This window comes from Arthrobacter psychrochitiniphilus (genome assembly GCF_003185915.1).
GTDB classification, from domain to species: domain Bacteria; phylum Actinomycetota; class Actinomycetes; order Actinomycetales; family Micrococcaceae; genus Specibacter; species Specibacter psychrochitiniphilus.
In genome coordinates this window covers 517,564-538,178 of record NZ_QHLZ01000001.1, presented here as the reverse complement: position 1 = coordinate 538,178, position 20,615 = coordinate 517,564, and the positions used below count along the sequence as shown (strand labels likewise).

General features: G+C 58.7%; 17 protein-coding genes. 13 read left to right on the top strand and 4 right to left on the bottom strand.

All coding sequences use genetic code 11. The features are described from left to right. Positions 1-27: 27 nt before the first annotated feature. From CVS29_RS02325 to CVS29_RS02295, 7 genes are all read left to right on the top strand, one after another. Positions 28-831 (top strand): GAP family protein, encoded by an 804-nt coding sequence (locus CVS29_RS02325; RefSeq protein WP_110104692.1) that lies wholly within the window; start codon positions 28-30, stop codon positions 829-831. A gap of 290 nt (positions 832-1,121) precedes the next feature. Then, positions 1,122-1,745, top strand: coding sequence for a hypothetical protein (locus CVS29_RS02320; protein WP_146212967.1), 624 nt, complete (start codon positions 1,122-1,124; stop codon positions 1,743-1,745). A gap of 47 nt (positions 1,746-1,792) precedes the next feature. Continuing rightward, the gene (locus CVS29_RS02315; protein ID WP_373366672.1) at positions 1,793-2,644 is read left to right on the top strand and encodes an exodeoxyribonuclease III; all 852 of its coding nucleotides are present in this window, start codon (positions 1,793-1,795) and stop codon (positions 2,642-2,644) included. Between the two features lie 17 nt (positions 2,645-2,661). Continuing rightward, the gene (gene trpS, locus CVS29_RS02310; protein WP_110104690.1) at positions 2,662-3,690 is read left to right on the top strand and encodes a tryptophan--tRNA ligase; all 1,029 of its coding nucleotides are present in this window, start codon (positions 2,662-2,664) and stop codon (positions 3,688-3,690) included. Between the two features lie 59 nt (positions 3,691-3,749). Then, positions 3,750-4,250 (top strand): 2'-5' RNA ligase family protein, encoded by a 501-nt coding sequence (locus CVS29_RS02305; protein WP_170120871.1) that lies wholly within the window; start codon positions 3,750-3,752, stop codon positions 4,248-4,250. Next, a complete protein-coding gene (locus CVS29_RS02300; RefSeq protein ID WP_110104688.1) occupies positions 4,228-5,319 on the top strand; it encodes a YihY/virulence factor BrkB family protein in 1,092 nt (363 codons plus the stop codon). Before CVS29_RS02305 ends, CVS29_RS02300 begins: the two co-directional genes overlap by 23 nt. Positions 5,320-5,520: 201 nt before the next feature. Then, the gene (locus CVS29_RS02295) at positions 5,521-8,286 is read left to right on the top strand and encodes a LuxR family transcriptional regulator (protein WP_170120870.1); all 2,766 of its coding nucleotides are present in this window, start codon (positions 5,521-5,523) and stop codon (positions 8,284-8,286) included. 104 nt (positions 8,287-8,390) lie between these two features. Here CVS29_RS02295 and CVS29_RS02290 read toward each other — a convergent pair whose 3' ends face one another. The 4 genes from CVS29_RS02290 to sdhC form a co-directional block, all read right to left on the bottom strand. Continuing rightward, on the bottom strand, positions 8,391-9,182 hold the full coding sequence (locus tag CVS29_RS02290; RefSeq protein ID WP_110104686.1) for a succinate dehydrogenase iron-sulfur subunit: 792 nt from the start codon (positions 9,180-9,182) through the stop codon (positions 8,391-8,393). Next, positions 9,182-10,981 (bottom strand): succinate dehydrogenase flavoprotein subunit, encoded by a 1,800-nt coding sequence (gene sdhA / locus CVS29_RS02285; RefSeq protein ID WP_110104685.1) that lies wholly within the window; start codon positions 10,979-10,981, stop codon positions 9,182-9,184. The genes CVS29_RS02290 and sdhA overlap by 1 nt, the downstream gene beginning before the upstream one ends. Before the next feature lie 80 nt (positions 10,982-11,061). After that, a complete protein-coding gene (locus CVS29_RS02280) occupies positions 11,062-11,529 on the bottom strand; it encodes a succinate dehydrogenase hydrophobic membrane anchor subunit (protein WP_110104684.1) in 468 nt (155 codons plus the stop codon). 1 nt (position 11,530) lies between these two features. Continuing rightward, positions 11,531-11,923, bottom strand: a complete 393-nt coding sequence (gene sdhC, locus CVS29_RS02275; RefSeq protein ID WP_110104939.1) for a succinate dehydrogenase, cytochrome b556 subunit — start codon at positions 11,921-11,923, stop codon at positions 11,531-11,533. Positions 11,924-12,333: 410 nt separating this feature from the next. Between sdhC and CVS29_RS02270 the strand changes: the two genes are divergently transcribed. The 6 genes from CVS29_RS02270 (at position 12,334) to CVS29_RS02245 (ending at position 20,600) form a co-directional block, all read left to right on the top strand. Next, positions 12,334-13,479: a mannose-1-phosphate guanylyltransferase gene (locus tag CVS29_RS02270; protein ID WP_110104938.1), complete on the top strand. Its 1,146-nt coding sequence runs from the start codon at positions 12,334-12,336 to the stop codon at positions 13,477-13,479. Between the two features lie 287 nt (positions 13,480-13,766). Further along, positions 13,767-14,975: an amidohydrolase gene (locus tag CVS29_RS02265; RefSeq protein ID WP_110104683.1), complete on the top strand. Its 1,209-nt coding sequence runs from the start codon at positions 13,767-13,769 to the stop codon at positions 14,973-14,975. 240 nt (positions 14,976-15,215) lie between these two features. Next, complete coding sequence (locus CVS29_RS02260) at positions 15,216-16,334, top strand: BMP family lipoprotein (protein WP_218867986.1); 1,119 nt, start codon at positions 15,216-15,218, stop codon at positions 16,332-16,334. A 92-nt stretch (positions 16,335-16,426) separates the two neighbouring features. Continuing rightward, positions 16,427-18,001, top strand: coding sequence for an ABC transporter ATP-binding protein (locus CVS29_RS02255; protein ID WP_110104681.1), 1,575 nt, complete (start codon positions 16,427-16,429; stop codon positions 17,999-18,001). Further along, a complete protein-coding gene (locus CVS29_RS02250) occupies positions 17,998-19,308 on the top strand; it encodes an ABC transporter permease (RefSeq protein WP_110104680.1) in 1,311 nt (436 codons plus the stop codon). Before CVS29_RS02255 ends, CVS29_RS02250 begins: the two co-directional genes overlap by 4 nt. Beyond that, positions 19,305-20,600 carry an ABC transporter permease gene (locus tag CVS29_RS02245; RefSeq protein ID WP_110104679.1) on the top strand — a complete coding sequence of 432 codons (1,296 nt, stop codon included), beginning with the start codon at positions 19,305-19,307 and terminating at the stop codon, positions 20,598-20,600. Before CVS29_RS02250 ends, CVS29_RS02245 begins: the two co-directional genes overlap by 4 nt. Positions 20,601-20,615: the final 15 nt, after the last annotated feature.

Sequence of the window (20,615 nt, the reverse complement as noted above, 5' to 3'; positions counted from 1 at the left end):
CGGGAAGGGCGTGGGCACGCTGGAAGCATGACTATTGCCATCTATGCCCAACTTGCCGTATTGGCCCTTATTGACAGCACCAGCATAGGAACATTGCTGATCCCGCTCTGGCTGCTCTTACGCCCCGATGCCCGCCGGATTCTTCCACGGATCCTGCTGTACCTTGGTGTGTTGGCGTTCTTTTATTTGTTGATTGGAATCGCCATGCTCAGCGGTCTTGAGTGGGCGCTCAACGGTTTGAACGGTGGATCATTGGAACAGCTCCCAGTGATCCAGTGGGTCATGCTGTTGGGTGGGGCAGGCATGCTGGCGTATGCGTTGGCGCCGAACCCGGCGAAGAGGGAGAAGCAGCGGGCCATCGTCTCAGCGGACTCGTCTGCTGGCGTTGCCGGGACTGGCACCGCCGGGACGGGCACCGGCGCCGCTGTTGCAGGCGCCGAAATCAAATGGCACAAGAGGTTGTCCAAGGCCCTGCTTAGCCCGGGCGGCATTGTCGGCTTGGCGCTATTGGCAGGATTGTTGGAACTACCCACCATGCTTCCGTACTTGGTGGCCATTAGGTTCCTATCCAACTCAACGCTGGCGCTGCCTGGAGAAATTGCGGTGCTTGCCATCTATTGTTTGCTCATGCTGATCCCGGCACTGGTTCTTGTGCTGCTGCGTGTGCTCTTAGGACGCCGGCTGGATCCGTTGTTGCAGCGGGTCCGCGCCACGTTGGGAAAAATTGCGGGGGAGACGCTGCTATGGGTGGTGGGTATTGTGGGCTTCCTGCTGTTGCGGGGCGGATTGTCAGTGTTGGCCCCTGATGCGCCCTGGAACCCGTTTAAGTAGGTCCAGGATCCGGTTGCTCAGCGCACGGCGGGAGTGCTGGGGCGGCGCCAGTGAACAAGTTGCCCAACGTCAGACTGCCGTGGTGGCGCACAAGTTAACTCCAGGCAAGAGGAGCACCCACATCCGCTACCGTCCCCCACATCCGCTACCGGTCTTACGGGCGCGGATGTGGGGGACGGGCGCGGAAGGTTAGCGGGGCTGGGAGCGGTGAACGCCCTGGTGGCCGCACCCGCGTTCGCCGCTGGTGGAAGGCGGTCTGGAGTGTCCGCGGGATTTGAGAGAATGGAACCATGACTTCTCCTGTATCTGGCAAAATGTCGAAACCCAGCAAATTCACAGGCCTCGGCACCATTGTGCTGGCGATCGTGTTCCTCGTTGCCGTGGTGATGGCAGCTAACAACTTCACCGTGCTCGGTTGGGTCATCGCCGCGATTGCCTTGGGCTGGCTGGTGCTCTCCACCGCCGTCTACATCGGGGTACACAAAGCTGCAGCGTTTGGCGCCCGGCAGGTAGCACTGGCACAGGCTCAGATGGCGCAGCAAAACAGCGCCAATGCCCCGTCCGACGGCGGCACTCACCTGGTCTCGCAGGACTCCGGCTCACGCTCGGCGCAGAAGGCGCGTGAAATGAAGCTGGATCATTCCTTCAAAATCATCAGCGTCCAGATTGGCGTCGTCAACGAATACTTGGGCAAGGACCCTGAAATGGTGGCCCGTGCGCTGGACACCATTGACATCACCGCCACCAACGGCCGGGGCATGATCAACCCGAATTGGGAAGAGCAGGAAGCCAAAATGGATGCGGCCATGCTCAAGAAGAACGCGGAACGCCAAGGCGAAAACCCCCGGAACGCCACCCGTCCGGCTCAGAGCGGAGACGGTGAGGAGCCCGTCAGCGGCGTCATCATCGACTAATAGCGCCGGGGTGGCACAACAAGGATCTGCGGGTAGCTGCAGGTAAGGTGGAACAAGTGAGCAACGGTATCGAAAACGGTCAATTGAGGATCGCAAGCGTCAACGTCAACGGCATCAGGGCCGCCTACAAGAACGGCATGGGCCCCTGGCTTGCCGAGCGAGATGTGCATATTCTGTGCCTGCAAGAGGTCCGCGCACCAGATGCCATCGTTGAGGGTTTCCTGGGCGAGGAATGGCACGTACTCCATGCTGAGGCTGAGGCGAAGGGCCGTGCCGGGGTCTTGATCGCCACCCGCAAGGATGTTCTGGAACCCGTTGCCACGCGCATTGGTATTGGCGAGGAATACTTTGCCACCACCGGTCGCTGGGTCGAGGCCGACTATGTGATCAACGGATCCGATGGCACGCCGCAGACCCTGACCGTGGTGAGCGCCTACGTCCACTCCGGCGAGGTTGGCACCATTAAGCAAGAAGACAAATTCCGTTTCCTGGACACCATGATCGGGCGCCTGCCGCAACTTGCTGCTGCGAGCGATCATGCCCTGGTGGTGGGCGATCTCAACGTTGGTCACAAAACCCTAGACATCAAGAACTGGAAGGGCAATGTCAAGCGCTCCGGGTTCCTGCCCGAGGAACGCGCTTACTTTGACAGGTTCTTTGGCGAGGAAATTGGTTGGAAGGACGTTGCACGCGAGCTGGCTGGCGAAGTAGACGGACCCTACACCTGGTGGTCCAACCGAGGGCAGGCCTTCACCAATGACACCGGATGGCGCATCGATTACCATGCCGCCACGCCAGGCTTAGCGGCGAAGGCTCAGAGCTGTGTGGTGGACCGGGCAGCCTCTTACGAGGAGCGCTTCTCTGACCATGCCCCGCTTGTTGTCGATTACAAGTTCTAAAGGACGAATCAATCATCATGAGTGAGAGTACCCAACGCCCGCGCGTCTTGTCCGGCATGCAGCCCTCAGGCGACAGTCTGCACCTTGGCAATTACCTCGGAGCACTCGTCAACTGGGTAAAAACCCAGGACGAATACCAGACCCTGTTCTTCATCCCTGACATGCATGCCATCACTGTGGAGCAGGACCCGGCAGAACTGCGGGCCCGCACCCGTAAGACGGCGGCACAGTACATTGCCGGCGGGATCGACGTTGAAAAATCGACCCTGTTTGTCCAGTCACATGTTCCCGAACATGCCCAACTGGCGTGGGTTTTGAACTGCATCACCGGCTTCGGTGAGGCGTCGCGCATGACCCAGTTCAAGGACAAGTCCGCCAAGGGTGGGGCCGATGTTGCCAGCGTGGGCCTCTTCACCTACCCCGTGTTGATGGCTGCAGATATTCTGCTGTACCGTCCCGAGGGGGTGCCGGTGGGTGATGATCAGCGTCAGCATGTTGAGCTGGCACGGGACTTGGCCAAGCGATTCAATTACCGTTTTGGTGAGACATTCGTGGTTCCCGAGGCTTTCATTCAGAGGGAGGGTGCACGGATTTATGACCTGCAAAATCCGAGTGCCAAAATGTCCAAATCCTCCTCTGGCCCCAACGGTCTGATCAATTTACTCGATGATCCCAAGGTCACTGCCAAGCGCATCAAGTCCGCTGTCACCGACGCGGACACGGTGATTGCCCACGACCGCGAATCCAAGCCCGGAGTCACCAACCTGCTGGAAATCCTCTCCACGTTGACAGGCAAATCAGTGGAGACGCTGGTGACTGAGTACGATGGCAAGATGTACGGTCATTTGAAGGTTGATGTTGCCGAGGCAGTTGTGGCACGGCTGGAGCCCATCCGTGCACGCACGCTGGAGTTGCTTGACGATCCTGCGGAGCTGGATGCGTTACTGGCAAAGGGTGCGGCCAAGGCACGTGAAATTGCCTCGGTAACCCTCGCTGACGTCTACGCCAAGGTAGGTTTCCTGCCTCCGCTCGGGGCGGTTGGATAATAGTGCCGGGCATTGGGCAGAGTGGTGGTTCACTGGTACCGCACGCCGATAGTTTAGGTGTGATCATTTCCTTGCCCGCGTCCCTGACCGCGGACTTAGCACACAAGCGTGCCGAGTATGCTGGTCCGGAAATGCCTGTTGTACCTGCCCATGTCACCTTGGTGTCAGGGCGGACTAAGGAATCGTGGGCTGCGGCGGCAGAGCATGTGCGCCGTATTGCCGCAGACTTTGCTCCGTTCCATCTTTCTTTACGGGGTACCGGGACCTTTGAACCCCTCTCTGCCGTGGTGTTCCTCAACGTTGAGATGGGCGCTGAAGATTGTGCCGAGTTGCACACCAAGCTGCTACAGGGTCCTCTGGAGCATTTGCTTGAATTTGAATTTCACCCGCATCTGACCATTGCCCACGATCTGCCCGAGGCCACCATGGCCAAGGCCAAGGCTGAGCTGGCAGGTTTTGAAGCGGACTTTGAGGTGGTCAGTATTGGGCTCTACAACTTCATTGAAGGTAGCTGGGCGCTGCGCGAGGAGCTGATTCTTGGAGGAACTTCCAGAACCTAGCCGTGCCCAGCTTTCAGGACATTTTCCGGGATTTGTGGCACCGGGTATAGCTGCCAAACGCCCCATGGCCGCCCCGGAGAAGCCCCCGCCCAGCCCCTTGGACCGCGTTGGCCTCGCAGCGTGGACCGTGGAGAAACGCGAATCCTTTCGGAAGGCGCGTGCCAGCGGGAACCCGTTTGCACAGCTGAGCGCACTGTTTCAGTGGCTCAACGCTTGGGTGGGGCAGAGCTTTGTGGTCCGGGTATGGAACTTGTACACGCGCCGCCGCGGCCCCCTCCTCGCCGCAGGCAACGCCTACCTGATGTTCTTCTCCGTCGGTGCCATGCTGGTTGCCGGGTTCGCCATCTTTGGCATATTCGCGGCCGGCAATGATGTTTTGCGCGACGCCGTGATCGAGCTGGTTGCCGAGAGCACGCCCGGGCTCATCGACACCGGTGCTGGAGGGCTGGCCACGCCCGATCAGCTCCTGGGCACTGGCGGCTTCGGAGCGACACTGCTGGTGTCTTTGGCCGCCTTGTTAGTTACCGCCATGGGCTGGATCAACGGCCTGCGTGAAGGCATCCGGTCCATTCTGGGCTTGGCCAGGGACCGGACCAACCCGGTCCTTTCCAAAATGCGCGACGGCGGGACCCTCCTCGTGCTGGCCGTGGCACTGGTGCTGACCAGCATCCTTGGTTTGCTGAGCACGGCAGCTATGGGCAGCGTGAGCGAATTACTGGGAATAGGCTCGTTCTTGACCGGTGCGGTGGCACGATTTAGCTCGATCGCCTTGATGCTCATCTTGGATGTGGCCGTAGCCATGGTCATGTTCAGCATCGCCTCCAGGGTGCGCATGCGGGGTCGGGTCCTGATACTGGCGGCCCTGTTTTCCGGTGCAGGCGCCACCGTCCTGCGGTTTTTCAGCGCCCTGCTCCTGAACGGAATCACCAATAACAGACTTTTGGCACCCTTTGCCGTGATCCTGGGTTTGTTTGTCTGGTTCTTCCTTCTCAGCCAGGTGTACTTAATCTCGGCGGCTATTGCGGCTGTTTTGGCGGCAGATCTGCGCCCCCGCAAGGGTGCCCGTTAGTTCCTGGTCCGCCGTCATCTCTTGTCAATGCTTGGTAGCTCTGAACTAGTATGAAGTGAAGTAATCGAAGGCATTCAAAAGCCCCGTATCTGAGTGTGGGATGTGCAAGCAATACAGCGGGCTTCATCATGAACGCGAGAGTATCCGTTTTGCCTAAGTCGGCCAGTATTTCACCGGATGGAATAATTGCATATGTCAAGAATGAGCTTGCGGCACTCGGCGCTGCGACGGCGCGAGTTTCTGGGCCGTAAGCAGCTTGTGGAGCAGGTGGTTTCAGATATTGGACGGCCCGGCTCAAACCTGCTTCTGGTAGGCGCAGCGGGAGTGGGTAAGACCTCGCTGGCTGTCCATTCACTTGAGAAGCTGTGCAGCCAGACTCCAGGGCTGCAGGTGATGGCTTTTGCCGCGACGGAGGCAACGCGACGCACCCCTCTGGCCGTATTTGACTCGGTGTTCTCAGAAGAGAACCACCTTGATACTCAGCGCCCGGAGCGTGTGGGTGAATATATCATCCAGTCCTGCCTGGACCACCTCGCAGGGCTTGAAGGCCGGGCCGGCGCAAAAGCCGGGCGTCTGATCATCCACATTGATGATGTGCCGCTACTGGACCAGATGAGTGAAGCGGTTCTGGAATACCTCCTCTCCCGCACCGATGTCCGGGTGATCCTCACCTGTCGGAGCACTCCTGGCCCGTCCGGGACACTTGTCCGGGCGTGGCGGGACGGAACTCTGCGGCGCATTGACGTCCCTGAGCTCTCACTGAGCGAGACGGGTGAGTTTGCCGCCAACATTCTCCCTGATCGGGCCTTTGCGGTGGAAACCGTTGAGAAGTTGCACCAAATGACCGGCGGGAATGCTCTGTTTCTGCACGAACTTCTCCGTGTGCTCAAAACCTCTGAGCAGCTGCAAATGCGGCAGGGGCTGTGGGTTTGGGCAGGAGAATTACCGGCAGGCACCTCACTGGCTGATATTCTCCGCGTTGAAATTGAACAGCTCTCAGCGGAGCAAAGAGCCGCCTTTGAGATAGTGGCGCTGTGTGCTCCTGTGCCGCTGGACTTACTTGGCCGGCAAGTGAGCCTGGAGGCTCTTGAGGCGCTGGCTGAATCCGGACTCATTAGACTTTCCAACAACTCGGCAAACCTAGGGCGAATCGTTTCACTCACGCACCCCATTTTTGGTGAGGCCATGGAAGGTCTGCTGAGCCCGGCCCAATGCCGAAGCCATTACCTCGCCCTCTACACGGCCGCCATGGCCCGCTACGCCCAGCAAGCCCCTCAGGGGGTGGCACCGGCAAGGCCACAAGCAGCAGTGCCACAAGCATCAGGGTCGCAAGCAGCACAATATGTCTGGACGGGGGACATTTCCGAGTTACTCACGGTGGTGGGGTGGGCGCTGGATGCGGGCACTGAGGTACCTATGTGGTTGTTGGCGGAAGCCTTCGGATACGGGCGCATGCTCACCGACTATGCCTTCCGTATCCGCACGGCCACCTTGATCCTGCGCCATGCCGGGGCGCCTGCCACGCTCCGAGCCCAGGCATTCATCAGCCGGATTGAAGCGCAGCGCTTCAGCAACAATCCGGAGGCCGTTTCCGCCGATGCTCAGCGTGCCCAAAATACTGTGGTGTACCTCCCCGACGGAGAGCAACGCAACGCCTTGGCCGCCGATCTGGCAACGGTGCTAGCTGATGCGTATGTACTTCAGCAGGGCCGATGGGAGGATGCGTTGAAGGTCCTGGACTGGGCAGAAGAACTTCTAAGTTCCTCCAAATTGCCCGTTCAGGCTGCAAAAATTCGCCTCCGCGCCTCCCGGGGAATTCACCTGAGCTACGGCGGCAACATGTTGGAATCCGCCCGTGTGCAAAGCGAAACCCACATGGCCACCCGCTCAACACCGCATTTTCTTCCGCTGGCATCTACCAGCATCATCTCTTTGGGTCAGCGCGGGGAGGCAAAACAGGCACGCGCCCTCGCCCGAACACAAATGACACATGCTGTGAGATCCATGAGCAAGTACCCCCTTGCGGCCGGTGAAATTATTGGCGCCTGGTGCCTTTCTGACATGCTCACCGGTAACGTCCGCGAAGCCTCGTTCATTTACGGGCTGATGAACACTGCCATTTCACGCAACCCCGGACACGTGCAGATACGCAAGACTCTTGTGGCTTTTGGCCAAGGACTGCTGGCGTCCATGAATGGTGAATGGCCGGCGGCAGCACAGAACCTGACCTTGGCCTGTGCTGAACTGGAGGACTTTTCCGGTACCGGCTCTGAGGGCATGCTCCTGGCAACCCTTGCGTTGGCCCATGCCGCCAACGGCAACCACGTGGCCTCCGCCCAAGTGCGTCAGCAACTACTCAACCGCACCACGGGTGAGAGCCGCCTACTGGAACTACCCTCCCGCTATGCGCTGCTCCTCGCGGCAATGTATGCGCCTAACGGAGGCGAAGAAGCGGAGGCACTGGCGCTCATTGAGCTGGCTGGGACCTTCGACTTTGCGCTCATGGAGTTGCGGGCGCTGCACCTTCTGGCGTGCTGTGCGGGCGGAGGGCTCACCCCCGAGCAGCTTGACAGAGCGCGGGGGCTGGCCCGCGGCATGGACGCGCCGCTAGCGGCCCCACTTTTGGCAAGCTGTGAGCACATTGTTGCCGGCGGTGTTCCCAGCCGCGGGGATGCAGCCAGACTGTTGGCGCGCCGCGGACTTTTTGTGCCAGCAACCCCGCTGCAAATTCTCACGCCACGTGAACAGCAGCTCGCCTTTCTCCTGGCCTTGGGCTACAGCAATAGCCAGATCACAAAGAAGCTTGTTATCTCCAAACGAACCGCTGAAACCCATGCCGTGAAGATCTATCAGAAGTTGAACATCAAGTCCCGCGATGACATTGCCGAGGCCCTGGATGAACTCGAGGCCACCTCCCGCGAGTGTCAGCGCAAGTACGACGGCGCGGGCTCACCTTTGCCAGCGTGAGCCCACCTCCCGGCGTCGTACTGTGGGAAATGGGGGTAAGAAGTACAGGAAACACAAAAGCGCCGCCCCCACAAGGGGAGCGGCGCTTTGTAGTTCGGCAACTACTAGATCTGGCGGGCCAGGATGGCCTGCTTGACCTCGGCAATGGCCTGGGTGACCTGGATACCGCGCGGGCATGCTTCGGTGCAGTTGAAGGTGGTGCGGCAACGCCACACACCTTCCTTGTCATTGAGGATCTCCAGACGCATATCTCCTGCGTCGTCACGGGAGTCAAAGATGAAGCGGTGCGCGTTCACAATGGCTGCCGGGCCGAAGTACTGGCCATCGGTCCAGAAGACGGGGCAAGAAGACGTGCACGCGGCGCACAGGATGCACTTGGTGGTGTCGTCAAAACGCGCGCGTTCCTCAGCGGACTGCAGACGTTCCTTGGTGGGGGCGTGGTCGCGGTTGACCAGGAAGGGCATGACCTCACGGAAGGACTGGAAAAATGGTTCCATATCCACAATCAAGTCCTTCTCAACGGGCAGGCCCTTGATGGGCTCAACCGTGATGGGCTTGGACGTGTCCAGGTCTTTCAGCAGGGTCTTGCAGGCCAGACGGTTACGGCCGTTGATGCGCATGGCATCGGAACCGCACACGCCGTGCGCACAGGAACGGCGGAAGGACAGAGAGCCGTCCTGCTCCCACTTGACCTTGTGCAGGGCATCCAACACACGGTCGGTGCCGTACATGGTCATGGTGAAGTCTTCCCACTTTGACTCTTCCGAAAATTCGGGGTCGTAGCGACGCACACGCAAGGTGACGTCAAAAGTTGGGATTTCTCCGCCGCCACCGAGGTGGACAGGCAGTTCAATCTTTGATGCCGGCTCCGGCAATTCAGCTTCTACGGCGCTCATTAGTACTTCCTCACCATGGGCTGGTAACGGGTAACAACAACAGGCTTGGTCTCCAAACGGATACCAGCAATGTGCTCCTTGGAGCTATCTGCCGTGACACCGGAATCAAGATAAGCCATGGAGTGCTTCATGAAATTCTCATCATCACGGTCCGGGAAGTCCTCGCGGTAGTGACCGCCGCGTGACTCTTGACGGTGCAGGGCAGCAACCGTCATGACCTTGGCCAGTTCCAGCAAGAAGCCCAGCTCAACAGCCTCAAGTAAGTCAAGGTTGAAGCGCTTGCCCTTGTCCTGGACGGTGATGCGGGAATAACGTTCTTCGAAGCCGGCAATATCGCCAAGAACCTGATTCAGCGAATCGGCGGTGCGGAACACCTGCATGTTGGCGTCCATGGTGTCCTGCAGTTCCTTGCGGATCGCAGCTACCTTTTCGCCGCCGTCGGAGGTCCGTATGTGGTCCAGCAATGCGCGGGTGTCAGCTTCCGGGTTCTGCGGCAGCTCAACCCAATCGGCACCCTTGGCGTATTCGGCAGCAGCTACACCTGCGCGCTTGCCGAAGACGTTGATGTCCAGCAGCGAGTTGGTGCCCAAACGGTTGGAGCCGTGGACCGAAACGCAGGCCACTTCACCGGCTGCGTACAAGCCGGGGATGATGGTGTCGTTGTCCTGCAGAACCTCGGTGGTGATGTTCGTAGGAACACCGCCCATGGCGTAGTGGGCCGTGGGGAACACGGGAACAGGCTCCGTGTACGGTTCCACACCCAGGTAGGTGCGGGCGAACTCGGTGATGTCCGGGAGCTTGGCGTCGATGTGAGCCGGTTCCAGGTGGGTCAAATCAAGGAGAACGTAGTCCTTGTTCGGGCCACAACCGCGGCCTTCACGAACTTCGTTGGCCATGGACCGGGCAACTATGTCACGCGGGGCCAGGTCCTTGATGGTGGGGGCGTAACGCTCCATGAAGCGCTCACCCTCGGAGTTGCGCAAGATTGCGCCCTCGCCGCGGGCGGCTTCGGAGAGCAGGATGCCCAAACCGGCAAGGCCTGTCGGATGGAACTGGAAGAACTCCATGTCCTCCAGCGGGATGCCCTTGCGGAACGCGATGCCCATGCCGTCGCCGGTCAGGGTGTGGGCGTTGGAGGTGGTCTTGAAGACCTTGCCTGCGCCGCCGGTGGCCAGAATCACGGACTTGGCCTGGAAGATGTGCAATTCGCCTGTGGCAAGGTCATAGGAGACCACGCCGGCAATCTTCTTCTGCAGGTAGACGGTGCCGTCCTCGCGGGTGGCTTCCTCATCAACCGTCAACAGATCCAAAACGTAGTACTCATTGTAGAACTCAACGTTGTGCTTGACACAGTTTTGGTACAGGGTCTGCAAGATCATGTGACCGGTGCGGTCTGCTGCGTAGCAGGAACGGCGGACAGGAGCCTTGCCGTGGTCGCGAGTGTGACCGCCGAACCGGCGCTGGTCAATGCGGCCTTCGGGTGTGCGGTTGAACGGCAGACCCATCTTTTCCAGGTCGATCACGGCGTCAATGGCTTCCTTGGCCATGACCTCCGCAGCGTCCTGGTCTACCAGGTAGTCCCCACCCTTGACGGTGTCAAAGGTGTGCCACTCCCAGTTGTCCTCTTCCACGTTGGCAAGTGCTGCACACATGCCGCCCTGGGCCGCACCTGTGTGGGAGCGAGTGGGGTAGAGCTTGGTCAGGACGGCGGTGTGGGCGCGCTGTCCGGATTCAATGGCGGCACGCATTCCTGCGCCACCGGCCCCGACGATTACAACGTCGTATTTGTGGACCTGCATACTGGATGCTCTTTCTCTCTGTACTGCACTAAAAACTGGTGTTCACTTCTTGCCACCCCGGGAAGGGGACGTTCCTAAAATTAAGGAACGGGGCAGAAGGACGGGAGGTCGATGACCGCGCCGGGAGGGCAGGGATCAAAAGTGAAGATGACCAGGGTGCCCAAGACGATGATGACGGCGCTAGCCACATACAGGATCGTCTTGAGAGTCATCCGGGTGCCATTGCGCTCAGCGTAATCGTTGATGATGGTGCGCACACCGTTGGTGCCGTGCAGCATGGCAAGCCACAGCATGGCCAGGTCCCAGATCTGCCAGAACGGATCGGACCACTTGCCGGCAACAAACCCGAAGTCGATCGCATGAATGCCTTCGCCCAACATGAGGTTGACGAAGAGATGACCGAAGATCAGAACGATCAGGACCACACCGGAGAGGCGCATGAACAGCCAAGCGAACATTTCAAAGCTCGAATGCGATGCCTTGTTGCGCTTGTACTTGGGCGACTGCGCGCTGTTGGAGCGCGGGGACGCGATGGAGTTTGTACTCAATTTAGTTCCCTCCGAAGAAATTGGAGAAGACAATGGTGAGGTGACGGATCAGGAACGGAATCATCGTCACAGCCCACAGAGCGAGTACGCCCCAGAGCATCTGACGCTGGTACTTGGGTCCCTTTTTCCAAAAATCGATGGCAATAATGCGCAGGCCGTTGAAGGCGTGGAACACAATTGCTGCGACAAGAGCCGCTTCACCCAAACCCATAATGGGGTTTTTATACGCCCCAATGACTGCGGTGTACGCCTCAGGGGAAACCCTCACCAAAGAGGTGTCGAGAACGTGCACCAACAAGAAAATAAAAATCACTACACCGGTAATACGGTGTCCCACCCATGACCACATGCCTTCTCGGCCGCGGTACAGAGTGCCAGCTGGTTTTGTCGGCACTGAATAAACCTTCCCTGCGTCACCGTTGCGCTGGCGTGGTTCCACGCGGGGAAACGCACACGGCGTGAGCACTCATACTTGAGCCTAAATTTAGGCTTAGCTAACAGCATATTCAACTTAGGTACTCCTTGCTCTATGCATCAAATCACAACGGCGTTGCAATTTGGGAGAATTGGGTGAAGAAGGCAGGCCTCGTACCTACTTTAATTGCCTTTATTTGCCTCCGGCTACCACTGTCAGCTACGGATGCGGTGTGCCCGGCTACAGCAGCCCGCTCTCCGCTTGTGCTGCTGCCCGGCACAACCGGCATTACCGTCTTCTACTACCGTGGGTGGGTCTTTCGCCCTCGCCGGTGTGTTTGCACGGCGTCAGAAGGCTCTATTTGAAACGCATCGATTATGGTGGTCATGATGAATACGCAAAATTTGGTTGACCCCACACCGGCCTCGACCGACCCCTTAGATCGGTTTTACGCCGTGATTCCCGCTGGCGGAGTTGGTACCAGGCTCTGGCCGTTGTCCCGGGCGGCAGCACCGAAATTTCTCCATGACCTGACGGGCAGTGGCAGTACCTTGATCCGCGCCACCTTTGACCGCTTAGAGCCATTGAGTGGTGAAAGGGTGCTGCTGGTGACCGGAGATGCGCACCGTGAAGCGGTCTGCCGCCAGCTCCCGGAAATTTTGGACAAGAATTTGGTGTTGGAAACAGAGCCCAAGGATTCAGGAGCTGCCATCGGGTTGGCAGCGGCAATCTTGTACATGCGCGACCCCACAACCATCATGGGTTCCTTTGCCGCGGACCAGGTCATTAGCCCCGTGGAAAAATTCCAGGCTGCCGTGCGTGAAGCTATCTACACCGCAGCTACGGGCAAGATTGTGACCATCGGCATTAAACCGACCCATGCCTCCACAGGGTTCGGGTACATTCGCACGGGCGAGCCCTTGATTGTTGAGGGTGCCCCTAGCGCGCACACCGTGGTCAAGTTCGTGGAAAAGCCGAGCCAGGAAATCGCCGAGGAGTACCTTGCCAGCGGTGACTACAACTGGAACGCAGGCATGTTTGTGGCGCCGGTTGAGCTGATGCTCCGCCACCTCAAAGCCAACGAGCCTGGCCTCTATGAAGGCCTGATGGAAATCGCGGCCGCGTGGGACACCCCGGACCGGATTGCCGTGAAGAACCGCGTTTGGCCCACGCTGCCCAAGATCGCTATTGACTATGCGGTGGCCGAGCCTGCTGCTGACGCCGGTGACGTGGCCGTGATTCCTGGTGATTTTAGCTGGGATGACGTAGGAGATTTTGCTGCGATCGCACGCCTGAGCAGCGCTAAAGAAGATAAAAACGTCAAGGTCATTGGCGAAGGCGGACGAGTTTTCACGGAGGACAGCACAGGGATTGTGGTGACCGATACCAAGCGTGTTATTGCCCTGATCGGTATCCAGGACGTGGTGGTTGTGGATACCCCGGACGCACTATTGGTCACTACCAGGGCGCATTCGCAACTGGTAAAAAAGGCTGTTGACGGGCTCAAGGCCCGCGGAGATACCGACGTCCTGTAGTCCCCACGCCCTCCCGTTTTTTTGGTCGCGGGCGACCAAAAAACGGGGCCCTCGGGCGCGTGGGCCCATCCACGGGCTCTCGACTTTTTGCTCGTAGGCGAGCGTAAAAATCGGGGCCCTCGGGCGCGTGGGCCCATCCACGGGCTCCCGATCTTTTGGTCGCAGGCGACCAAAAAACGGGGCCCTCAGGCGCGTGGGCCCATCCACGAGCTCCCGATCTTCAAGCTCGGAGTAATGCGGCGAAGTCAATGGGGTTCCCCGGCTCTGACGTGGTTAGAGTTTGATATGTGCGCAATTACTCGTTGGAAACAGATGCAACTGAATTAGTAGGCCCGTGGCTGGAACCTGTGCTGGCCGAAGTCCTAGAGTTTCGCCGGGACCTCCACGCCCACCCGGAGCTATCCTTTCAAGAATTCCGCACTACGGAGAAAATTTTCGAACACCTTGTGTCCGCCGGGTTGGCGCCCCGCCGCCTCGACGGTACCGGGGTCATTGTGGACATTGGGGAAGGACCCATTGCCACGGCGTTGCGCGGCGATATTGACGCACTGCCCATCGTTGAGGAAACGGGTCTGCCCTTCGCCTCCCGCAACCACGGGGTGACTCACGGCTGCGGCCATGACTTCCACACCGCCGCCATGCTCGGCATCGCCTTGGTGTTGGCACGGATGCATGAGCACAGCCCACTCGGTGGCCGGGTCAGGATTGTTTTCCAGCCTGCCGAGGAAACCATGCCCGGAGGGGCGTTGTCCTGCATAGATCAGGGTGCCCTGGACGGCGTTCCCCGCATCATGGCGTTGCACTGTGACCCCCGTATTGAGGTGGGTAAGATTGGCACCCGGATTGGGCCCATCACCAGTGCCTCGGACACCATCAAGATTGAGCTCACTGGCCGCGGTGGCCATACCTCGCGCCCGCACCTGACCGAGGACCTGGTGTTCGCCCTAGCGCAGATTGCCATCAGTGTCCCGGCTGTGCTGTCCCGGCGGGTGGATGTGCGCAGCGGTGTCTCGGTGGTGTGGGGTCAGATCCACGCTGGTTCGGCTCCGAATGCCATTCCTGTGCACGGTGTCATGAGCGGCACCATGCGCTGTCTGGACCGTGAGGCGTGGCATGCGGCAGGTGAGCTACTCGATGAGGTGGTCCAGCAGAGTGCTGCACCCTTCGGGGTGGACGTTCATCTGGAGCACACGCGCGGCGTCCCTCCTGTGGTGAACTCAGAGCATGAGACGGCGCTGATTGAAGCTTCTGCCCGCGCTGAACTGGGGGATGATTCAGTGGTGCTGGCACCGCAGTCCATGGGCGGCGAGGATTTTGCCTGGTTCCTGCAAGGCATTCCAGGCTCACTCATGCGGTTGGGCACGCACGTTCCGGGCGGAGAGGAATACGATCTGCACCGGGGCGATTACATTGTTGATGAACGGGCGCTCTCAGTAGGCATCCGGGTACTGTGTGCCGCGGCCCTGCGGACCCTGCGCGAGCCAACCGCCGCTTAGCTCGGCAGGGATTTTGCGAGTTGTGTAACAGTTACCCAACGATGGATGGCTGGACATGGTTGAGACTGGCCGCTGGCTGTGAAATCACACTAGGGTATGGGGTAGTGCCGCAATGCTGGGGTGTGTCAGGGTATTCGCTTTTGCTTCATCCTCTAGGTCAGCGTTGATCTAGTAGCTGGGCTTGATAGCGTTGCGTTGTCCATCAACCCTCCAGTGCGGCGATCAACCGATGGAGGAACTTTGAAAAATTTGCTTTTGAACACTGTCAAGCGCGGGGCCTTGGTGGGCACCATTGCGTTGAGTGCCACGGCACTGCTTCTGACAGGTTGTGGCGAGGCTCCGCCCGCCCCCGGTGGGGGCGAGTCGAGCTCACAAAACCCGGCCGCGTCTGACTTCCTTGGTTGCATTGTCTCTGACTCCGGCGGTTTCGACGATCAGTCGTTCAACCAGTCATCGTATGAGGGAATGCAGAAATCCGTTAAGGATCTTGGCATTAAGATGAAGGAAGCTCAGTCTTCCACCACCGCTGACTTTGCACCGAACCTGGCAACAATGGCCAGCGCTGGCTGTAACCTCACCGTGACGGTCGGATTCTTGCTGGCAGAAGCCACCGCAACGGCGGCCAAGGACAACACGGATCTGCACTACGCCATCGTCGATGACAGTTCCATCGATCTGCCCAACGTCAAACCAATTGTGTACAACACAGCCCAAGCCGCGTTCATGGCTGGCTACGTTGCAGCCGGCGTCTCCAAGACCGGCAAGGTAGGCACCTTCGGTGGTATCAACATCCCCACCGTCACCATCTTCATGGATGGCTTTGCTCAGGGCGTTGACTACTACAACGAGAAGCAGGGCAAGGATGTCAAGCTGTTGGGGTGGAACGCCAAAACCCAGCAGGGCGTGTTCGCCAACACCTTTGAAATTGTCCAAGAGGGCACCAAGAACACCAACAACCTGATCGCCGACGGCGCTGACGTGATCATGCCTGTTGCCGGTCCGTTGGGCAAGGGTGCAGGAGATGCCATCCTGGCCGCCAATAAGGGCGGCAAGGATGTGAAGCTGGTATGGGTTGACTCCGACGGCTTCTTGACAGCACCCACCTACAAGGAGATCCTGCTGACCTCAGTCATCAAGACCATGGGAGAAGCAGTGGAGACCGTTGTCAAGGAAGATATGGACGGCAAGTTTGACCCCACGCCCTACATTGGCACCCTGGAGAACGGTGGCGTAGGACTTGCGCCGTTCCACGATTTGGACTCTGCTGTCAGTGCAGACCTCAAGACCCAACTTGATGACATCAAGAAGGGGATCATTGACGGGTCCATCAAGGTCGAATCTGCGGCCAGCCCGAAGTAGTAATGTGATGCGTGTGCTGGGGGTCGCCGGTGGCGGCCCCCAGCACACGTGTTTGTCAGCCGTGACCATTTTTTCGCAGACGGGCTAAAACGTTGAAACTAGAACTTCGGGGCATTACCAAGAGCTTTGGTACCCTCGTGGCGAATGACCACATCGACCTAGTGGTGGAATCAGGACAGATCCACAGTCTGCTGGGTGAAAACGGTGCAGGAAAATCCACGCTCATGAATGTTTTATACGGGCTGTATTCACCCAGCTCAGGACAGATCTTAGTTGATGATGTCCCCGTTTCCTTCTCCGGCCCGGCGGACGCCATGGCGGCAGGAATCGGCATGGTCCATCAGCACTTCATGCTTGTCCCGGTCTTTACTGTCGCGGAGAACGTGGCATTGGGAGCGGAGAGCACCTCCTTCGGAGGAGTTCTCAATCTTGGCGATACGCGGAGGAAGATTCGTGAGATTTCCGCACAATTTGGCTTCGATGTGGATCCCGATGCGCTGGTGGAAGATCTTCCCGTAGGGGTGCAGCAACGGGTGGAAATCATCAAGGCACTGGTACGGAACTCCAAGATACTGATCCTGGATGAGCCCACCGCCGTTCTCACCCCTCAAGAGACTGATGAACTCATGGAGATCATGGGACAGCTCAGGGACAGCGGTACCTCCATCGTCTTCATTTCCCACAAGTTGCGTGAGGTGAAGGCGATCTCTGACACCATCACCGTCATTAGACGGGGCAAGGTGGTTGGTTCTGCGCCCCCCGATACGTCCACTACAGAGTTGGCGGCCATGATGGTGGGACGCGCTGTGAACCTGACGTTGAACAAAGCCGATGCTACTCCCGGTGCGGAAACCTTTAAGGTCTCCAACTTGACAGTCATGAACGATTCCGGTCATCGGCTGCTCGATAACGTCTCCTTGAGCGTCTCTCAAGGGGAGATCTTGGCGATTGCCGGGGTGCAGGGCAATGGGCAGACCGAATTGACCCAGGCCGTGCTGGGCTTACATAAGCATGTCCTGGGGTCCATCACTTTGGACGGAAAAGAGCTGGTAGGCAAAAGCGTTAGTCAGGTGCTGGAGTCCGGTGTCGGTTTTGTTCCTGAGGACCGCCAAGATGATGGCCTGGTCGGGGAACTTTCCATCGCGGAAAATCTGATCCTTGACCTTTATAAAAAGGCTCCGTACTCCCGTGGCGGAACATTGAACCGCTCCGCCATTGCCCAAAATTCTGTAGAGAAGGTTTCAGAGTTTGATATTCGAGCCCAGTCACCACGGGATGCCGCTCACACGCTTTCCGGTGGCAACCAGCAAAAAGTAGTATTGGCACGGGAGTTGTCCCGGCCTTTGAAACTCTTCATTGCTTCACAGCCCACACGCGGTGTTGACGTAGGTTCCATCGAATTTTTGCACAAGCGCATTGTGGCAGAACGCGATGCCGGAACACCGGTGGTCATTGTCTCCACCGAACTAGATGAAGTTCTTGAACTCGCTGACCGGATCGCAGTGCTCTTTGCAGGCCGGCTCATGGGCATTGTGCCTGGAAAATCCAGCCGCGCTCTACTCGGTCTGATGATGGCCGGGCTCAGCGCTGAAGAAGCTTCGGAACAAATGCAATCGCAAAAAGAATCTGGAACTACCGGGGAAACCGGGGAAGGGGTGCAGCTATGAGCGGGCCTGAAGTGAACAAACCTGCAGAGGAAGCCGCGGAGCCTTCCAGCACACCAACCAGCACGTCAGTACCCGGAGCGCCCGGCAATCCCGGCACACCCGGTGTACCCGGAGCCCCAGGCTCTCCCGTCAAACCGGAGCGAGAAGGGGGTGGCAGCCAGCTTGTACGGGAAATTATGAGCGGTAACGCCATGATTTCTGTTCTGGCAGTAGTGGTAGCCCTTGTTATTGGTGGCATCCTCATCGCTGCCACTGATGCCCGTGTTACCACCGCTTTGGGTTATTTCTTTGGTGATCCCACCGCAACGTTCAAAGCTGTTTGGGCATCAGTTTCAGAAGCCTATGGCGCGCTGTGGCGAGGTGCTACCTATGATCCCGGCTCACGCACGTGGAAGGGGCGGCTGGGTATTTTTGAAACCCTCACCTTCGCCACTCCGCTGATCCTCTCAGGACTGGCCGTGACCTTGGCGTTCCGTGTGGGCTTGTTCAACATTGGCGCCAAAGGCCAGATTATTTTGGGTGCCACTTTTGCTGGCGCCGTAGGGTTCTTGATTGAACTGCCGCCGGGTATTCACTTGCTGGCCGTCATTGTGGCTGGTGCTGTTGGTGGAGCGGTTTGGGGCGGGATCGCAGGATTCTTGAAGGCACGCACCGGGGCGCATGAGGTCATTGTCACCATCATGCTCAACTACATTGCAGTGTCCTTGGTGCTGTATCTGCTCAAGAACCAGCTCAAAGACCCGAACAGTTCCAATCCGATCAGCCCACGCATGCATGAAAGTGCCATGTTCCCGCTGTTGCTGGGCCCTAACTTCCGTATCCATGCGGGGCTGATAGTGGCCGTGATCGCCGTGTTTGTTGTTTCCTGGCTGTTAGAGCGTTCAACCCTCGGTTTTGAGTACCGGGCCATTGGCGCAAATCCGCGGGCAGCACGCACGGCCGGCATGCTGGTTTCTCGGGGCTACATCACCGTCATGTTGATCTCCGGAGCCCTGGCGGGCTTGGCCGGTGTCACCCAGCTGGCCGGTACCGAAAAAATCCTCGATTCAGACATTGCCGGCAGTATTGGCTTTGATGCCATCACGGTGGCCCTGTTGGGCAGGTCGAAACCGTGGGGGACTTTCTTCGCTGCAATACTCTTCGGTGCATTTAAGGCAGGTGGCACTTCCATGGCCATCAATGCCGACGTCTCCATTGACATTGTTGCCGTGGTCCAGTCATTGATAGTTCTCTTCATCGCCGCGCCTCCTCTGGTCCGGTCGATTTTCCGGATCAAGGTAGCCCGCCGTGTAGGAGCGAACATATGAGCATCACTGCTAAGAGTGAGACGCCTAAGGTTGCCGACGCGGTTGCCATCCGCAGCTGGAAGATGCCGATTCTGCTGGGCATACTGTCCTTGTTCTCCGTGGTGGTCTTCATTATTCTGGGACCCAGCGGCACGGCAACGTTCCGTATCTCCCAAGATACGGATGCGTGGCAGGTACCTGACCTGGTAGTTCCGGCCAAGGCCGTGGGCGCCCTAGTTTCCATTATCGCCGTGGCCCTGACGTATCTGGCGTGGCGCCAAACCAGGGACTCCGGCAAGATTGCCAAATGGGTCATCACAAGTTTCTCCGTGGTTTTTGTCATCGGAGTGATGGTTTGGATCATTGGCGGAACCAGCACACAAAACATCACGCTGGTGGGCCTGTTTGCCGGTGCCATGCTGATCACCACCCCCATCCTGTTCGGCGCCATGTCAGGTGTTCTCTCGGAACGTGCCGGAGTGGTCAACATTGCCATTGAAGGTCAGCTGCTGGCGGGCGCCTTCACGGCCGCACTGGTTGCCTCAATCACAGGCAACGCCTACGCCGGGCTCATCGCCGCCGCCGTGGCCGGTGTTTTGGTGTCAGTGCTGCTGGCGCTGTTCAGCATCAAATATGTGGTGAACCAGATCATTGTTGGCGTGGTGCTAAATGTTCTGGTGTCCGGTTTGACTGGCTTCCTCTTCGAAAAAATCATGAAGACCAAGGTCGACGGCGCCACCATCTACAACCAGCCGGCTCACCTTCCCAACCTCCCGATCCCGCTGCTCTCTGAAATTCCCATCATTGGGCCCACCTTGTTCCGCCAGTCCATCATTGGCTACTTCATGCTGATCCTTGTCGCGGCTTTGTGGTTTGGGCTGTTCCGCACCCGCTGGGGATTGCGCGTGCGGGCGGTAGGCGAGCACCCCAAGGCGGCGGACACCGTCGGTATCAACGTCAACCGCACCCGGGTCATCAACGTGCTGGCCGGTGGCGCTGTGGCAGGAATCGGTGGCGCCTACTTCACCTTGGTTGCGGTGAGTAGTTTCAGTAAGGACATGACCGGCGGGCTGGGCTTTATTGCCCTTGCGGCGCTGATCTTTGGCCGCTGGAACCCCATCGGTGCTGCACTGGCAGCCCTGTTGTTCGGTGTGGCCGGGAACCTTCAAAGTATCCTCTCCCTGGCCGGTACCCCGATCGACGGCCAGTTCCTGGCGATGCTGCCCTACGCTTTGACCATTCTGGCCGTGTCCGGATTCGTGGGCCGTTCTCTGGCCCCGGCCGCGGACGGCGAGCCCTATATTAAGGAGTAGCGCGGTATGCCTGAG

Excerpts from the sequence above, each read along its gene's own strand:
- sdhA (WP_110104685.1), bottom strand. The coding sequence starts at position 10,981 with ATGCAGGTCCACAAATACGACGTTGTAATCGTCGGGGCCGGTGGCGCA.
- CVS29_RS02270 (WP_110104938.1), top strand. The coding sequence starts at position 12,334 with ATGAATACGCAAAATTTGGTTGACCCCACACCGGCCTCGACCGACCCC.
- CVS29_RS02320 (WP_146212967.1), top strand. The coding sequence starts at position 1,122 with ATGACTTCTCCTGTATCTGGCAAAATGTCGAAACCCAGCAAATTCACA.
- CVS29_RS02250 (WP_110104680.1), top strand. The coding sequence starts at position 17,998 with ATGAGCGGGCCTGAAGTGAACAAACCTGCAGAGGAAGCCGCGGAGCCT.
- trpS (WP_110104690.1), top strand. The coding sequence starts at position 2,662 with ATGAGTGAGAGTACCCAACGCCCGCGCGTCTTGTCCGGCATGCAGCCC.
- CVS29_RS02245 (WP_110104679.1), top strand. The coding sequence starts at position 19,305 with ATGAGCATCACTGCTAAGAGTGAGACGCCTAAGGTTGCCGACGCGGTT.
- CVS29_RS02290 (WP_110104686.1), bottom strand. The coding sequence starts at position 9,182 with ATGAGCGCCGTAGAAGCTGAATTGCCGGAGCCGGCATCAAAGATTGAA.
- CVS29_RS02295 (WP_170120870.1), top strand. The coding sequence starts at position 5,521 with ATGAGCTTGCGGCACTCGGCGCTGCGACGGCGCGAGTTTCTGGGCCGT.
- CVS29_RS02325 (WP_110104692.1), top strand. The coding sequence starts at position 28 with ATGACTATTGCCATCTATGCCCAACTTGCCGTATTGGCCCTTATTGAC.